The sequence below is a fragment of the Neobacillus fumarioli NBRC 102428 genome, assembly GCF_001591485.1.
GTDB classification, from domain to species: Bacteria; Bacillota; Bacilli; order Bacillales; family Cytobacillaceae; genus Neobacillus; species Neobacillus fumarioli.
This window is the reverse complement of record NZ_BCUZ01000168.1, coordinates 1-4,606: the sequence shown is the minus strand read 5'-3', so window position 1 is coordinate 4,606 and position 4,606 is coordinate 1. Positions and strand designations below refer to the sequence as shown.

At 38.1% G+C, this 4,606-nt stretch carries 3 protein-coding genes; 2 read left to right on the top strand and 1 reads right to left on the bottom strand.

Annotated elements, in window-relative coordinates:
* The first annotated feature begins 62 nt into the window (after window positions 1-62).
* Window positions 63-851: a hypothetical protein gene (locus BFU02S_RS14815; RefSeq protein WP_066372297.1), complete on the top strand. Its 789-nt coding sequence runs from the start codon at window positions 63-65 to the stop codon at window positions 849-851.
* 438 nt (window positions 852-1,289) lie between these two features.
* Window positions 1,290-2,453 (top strand): sulfite reductase subunit alpha, encoded by a 1,164-nt coding sequence (locus BFU02S_RS14810; protein ID WP_084361148.1) that lies wholly within the window; start codon window positions 1,290-1,292, stop codon window positions 2,451-2,453.
* A 55-nt stretch (window positions 2,454-2,508) separates the two neighbouring features.
* Here the strand turns inward: BFU02S_RS14810 and BFU02S_RS14805 are convergent, their stop codons facing one another.
* Window positions 2,509-4,281: an ABC transporter ATP-binding protein gene (locus BFU02S_RS14805; RefSeq protein WP_066372294.1), complete on the bottom strand. Its 1,773-nt coding sequence runs from the start codon at window positions 4,279-4,281 to the stop codon at window positions 2,509-2,511.
* Window positions 4,282-4,606: the final 325 nt, after the last annotated feature.

Here is a 4,606-nt window from a genome sequence, read left to right as displayed (position 1 = left end):
AAATCCTATTTGTAAATAAATTTTAAAGGTACAAAAATTAGGAATTTATGAGGAGGGAGCTTGTGATAAGAAAGTGTGGGTTAATAATTGCATTAGCAATGGTTTTAACTTTAGTTATGTCCAATGTGAGTTTTGCTATAAAGCCAGCTGAACCTGAAATTGCTAAAAAAACTAAAGATCAAATTATTCAACACCAAAAGGAAGAAACTGAATTTTATAAAAATATCAAAAAGGTTGAAAAGTTTGTTGTGAGAAAAAAGGATGGAACATTTGCTATTAATGGAAAACTCAATATAGAAAATAATTTTGTTAATTTAATTAAATCAAATATGGATAAAGTAAATGAACTGGTTAAACAGGGATATCTCACTACAGACTCGAATTTGCGAGTTTATGCTAAAAGCAAATATGTACTTCAAGGAAATACCGATAAAAATAAAAATCAATACGTTGAGTACGACAAATTTTTTGAAGATTCGTCCAATAACAATATAAATATTAGTCTTGGGAATAAAACGATTAGTGTTTCTTTTGTCAATAAAGCATATGCTTATAGTCCACCGATTGGATACTATGTTTATTGGTGGGGATGGATGTTGTCATTAAGTGAATGGACTACACAAAATATTGTAAAAGCGGCAAATACCGGTGCGGGTGCAGCGGCTGTAGGTGCTGTTCTTTCAGGTGCTGGAATCTTTAGCTCGGCAGCAGCAGTTCCATTAGGCGTTATTTCCGGTGTTCTTTGGTTTGGAAGTGGAGCAATTGATTGGATTGACTATATAGGAGGAAATAAAGGAGTGTATATAAAAGGATTTTGGACTGGTGGATATTATATCTGGCACAGATATTAAGGTGGTGATTAGATGAGATACGATTTAGTCGGAGGAATAATTATTTCAATTATTCTATTGATTTTTGGATTTATACAAATTGTAAAACATAATAGCAGTAAAATCTCAGTTTTGTTTATGATCATTGGAGTTATTGGATTACTAAGCTGTTTGCTTCAATTCTATTTGTCTCCTAAATAATAAACTAATGCTATTTAAAACATAATGAAACAGATTCATTATTTATGATCAAGATGTTGTAAATACTACTGTCAATATTAGCAATTTTAAGTAAATAAATTGTAGCAAAAGCCGCATTTTTCTCTTGAAAATTGCGGCTTTACTATGGTTAAAACTTCATATTGGAATAATTAAAATAGGGAAATTTTTTAAAGAATAAAACGCTTTAATATGATATGATAAGGGAGTTAAATGCAAACTTTTTTGAGGTGAAAAACGATGCAACTGACTGTAGATACCCCTAAGAATAAGCCGACATTTTCAAGAACAAATCCTTTTCAGGCAAAAGTTCTTAAAAATGTCAATTTAAATGGCGCTGGTTCCAATAAAGAAACTCGGCATATCGAGTTATCGTTAAAAGGTTCCGGCTTAACCTATAATCCAGGTGATGCACTTGGTGTTTTTCCGGAAAATGATCCAGAATTAGTGTCCGCTCTTCTTGCAGAAATGAAATGGGATCCGGAAATGCCTGTAACCATTAGTAAACAAGGTTACACCCTTCCATTAAAGGAAGCACTCACTACTCATTTTGAAATTACATTATTAACGAAGAAAATTCTGCAGCAGGCAGCGGAATTAACCGAAAACGAAGAGTTAAAGAAGCTTACCTTACCAGAAAATGTAAATTTATTAAAAGAATATATTTATGGGCGCGATCTCTTGGATTTGCTGCATGATTTCGGACCTTGGAACGCAGGAGCACAAGAAATTGTTTCACTGCTTCGGAAAATGCCACCAAGGCTTTACTCTATCGCCAGCAGCTTAAATGCTCATCCTGAAGAAGTACATTTGACCATTGGTGCAGTACGTTATTCTTCTCACGGAAGAAACCGCAAAGGCGTATGTTCGGTTCAATGTGCCGAGCGCACAAAAGAAGGGGACACGCTCCCAGTATTTGTGCAACCTAATAAGCATTTCCATCTTCCGGAATCCCATGAAACAGATATCATCATGGTCGGCCCTGGAACCGGGATTGCTCCGTTCCGTTCCTTTATTGAGGAGCGTGCGGTAAACAAAGCATCAGGAAGAACTTGGCTGTTTTTTGGCGATCAGCATGCAGCAACCGATTTCCTATACAAAGAAGAATTGGAACAATACCAAAAAGACGGGGTACTTACACGATTAGACACAGCATTCTCCCGCGATTCAGAGCAGAAAGTATATGTACAGCATAAAATGCTTGAAAACAGCAAAGAACTATATACTTGGCTGGAAAACGGAGCCTGCTTCTATGTATGCGGGGATAAAGAACATATGGCAAAAGACGTCCACAACGCTTTGATCGACGTAATTGAAAAAGAAGGCGCAATGAGCCGTGAAGAGGCTGAAAGCTTTGTGAACAGCTTGCAAAAAGAAGGACGTTATCAGCGCGACGTTTATTAAAATGAGTAAAAAAGAGGTTAAAAATCACATGCGATTTTAACCTCTTTTTTCATTGTTACTTCGGATTCACAGCAACTTCAACCTTGTGATCTAAATTTTGGATATTGAATAAATGCTCATATAAGCCATGCCGGTCCATTAATTCCTCATGAGTGCCGGTTTCCGCGATTTCCCCATCTTTGATAAAAATAATCCGATCGACGCCGGTAATCGTGGACAGGCGGTGGGCAATGATAATGGTTGTTCTATTTTTTGCGAGCTTATCAAGCGATTCTTGAATTAACGCTTCTGACTCCAAATCAAGTGCGGAAGTAGCTTCATCAAGGATTAAGATTCTAGGATTTTTCAGGAATACCCGTGCGATGGCAATTCGCTGTTTTTGCCCGCCGGATAATTTCACCCCTTTTTCGCCAATTTCTGTGTCATATCCTTTTGGCAGACTTTCAATAAACTCATGCGTATTTGCGGCAATGGCTGCAGCCTTTATTTCTTCGTCGGTTGCCGAAGGATTACCTAATAAAATATTTTCGCGAATCGTTCCACTGAATAAGATATTATCTTGGAACACCATGCCAATATGACTTCTCAGACTTTGCTGTGTCACCGATTGAATATCAATTCCGTCAATCGTGAGTTTTCCTTTTTCCGCATTATAAAACCGGGGGATCAAACTGATGAGCGAGGATTTCCCGCCGCCGCTTGAACCGACTAATGCCACCGTACTGCCAGGGGCGATCGTCAAATTAATATTTTTTAAAATCCAGTCAGACTGCTGATCATAACGGAACCAAATATTTTTAAATTCTATTTGTCCTTTTACATTTGCAAGCTGTTTGGCAGATGGCTGGTCCATTATATCATATGGTTGATTCCACAACTCCAGCACCCTGTCAAGTGAAGCGGTAGCCTGGGTTAACAGTGTCGAGGAGTTGACTAGGCGGCGTAAAGGATTGTAAATCCGATCCAAATAACCGAAAAAGGCAACAAAAGTTCCTAAAGAAATATCCCCAGTGATGACTTTATAGCCTCCATACGCGATGACAAGCAATGGTGCAATATCTGTCAAAGTATTAATAATCGCATTCGTTAATGCATTCCAGTTTGTAACGGCCAAGGCTTTGTTCAGAAACCCTTTGTTTCTGAGATCAAATTGGTCCTTGTCATATTCCTCTAATGTAAAGCTTTTAACGACCGGAATCCCAGCTACCCGTTCATGCAGATAAGATTGGACATCCGCCAGTGATTGCGATCGCTGTTTGGTTAATAATTTCAGCCGTTTATATAACTTTTTAACGGCAATCGCATAGAAGGGGAGGACGGCAATTGCCATAAAGGTCAGTTTCACATTTAGTGCGAACATAAAACCGAGTGCAATCACTAAGGTAAACATATCAAGCCAAATATTCATCATCCCTGTTTCGACCAGGTTCTTTGTTTGTTCGACATCATTTATCACACGGGAAATAATTTCTCCAGTTTTCGTATTCTGATAGAACCGGAGGGACAATTTTTGCAAATGATCATATAGCCCTTTCCGAATGTCATATAAAATTCTGCTTGTTATTTCTTGAGCAAAATATTGGCGATAATATTCGATAGGATAGCGGATCACCGTAAACAAAACAAACGAGCCGGCAATTACATAGGCAAGATGCAACAATTTCTGGCCTGTTGCCATTTTGGCGAGGATAATCGAGTCGACCGCATATTTCATAATTAACGGAAGCGTCAGGGGAATTCCGAACTTAAGCATCCCGATGATTAACGTAATGACTACAAGCTTCCAATATGGTTTCACAAACTTTGCATATAATTTTAAACTTTTCATATTAAACCCCTGAAAAATCGTACCGCGTATTGCCAGCAGCTGTCAATAAGAAAAGCCTCAGTGCCTATGAAGGATAGCTTCCTTTTGTTGGATCCTGGATTTGTCTTTCATTGACCGGATAAAGGAACGGTCTCCATTTTAGATTATCCTGTTTTGTCCATCATCGTCCCTAATGAAGGACAATTTTCTTTTTTTGAAGCCCCGGATTTGTCTTTCATCGCCTCAATGAAGGACAGTTTCCTTTATTGAAGCCCCGGATTTGTCTTTCATCGTCTCTATGAAGGACAATTTTCTTTTTTTGAAGCCCCTGATTTGTCTTTCATCG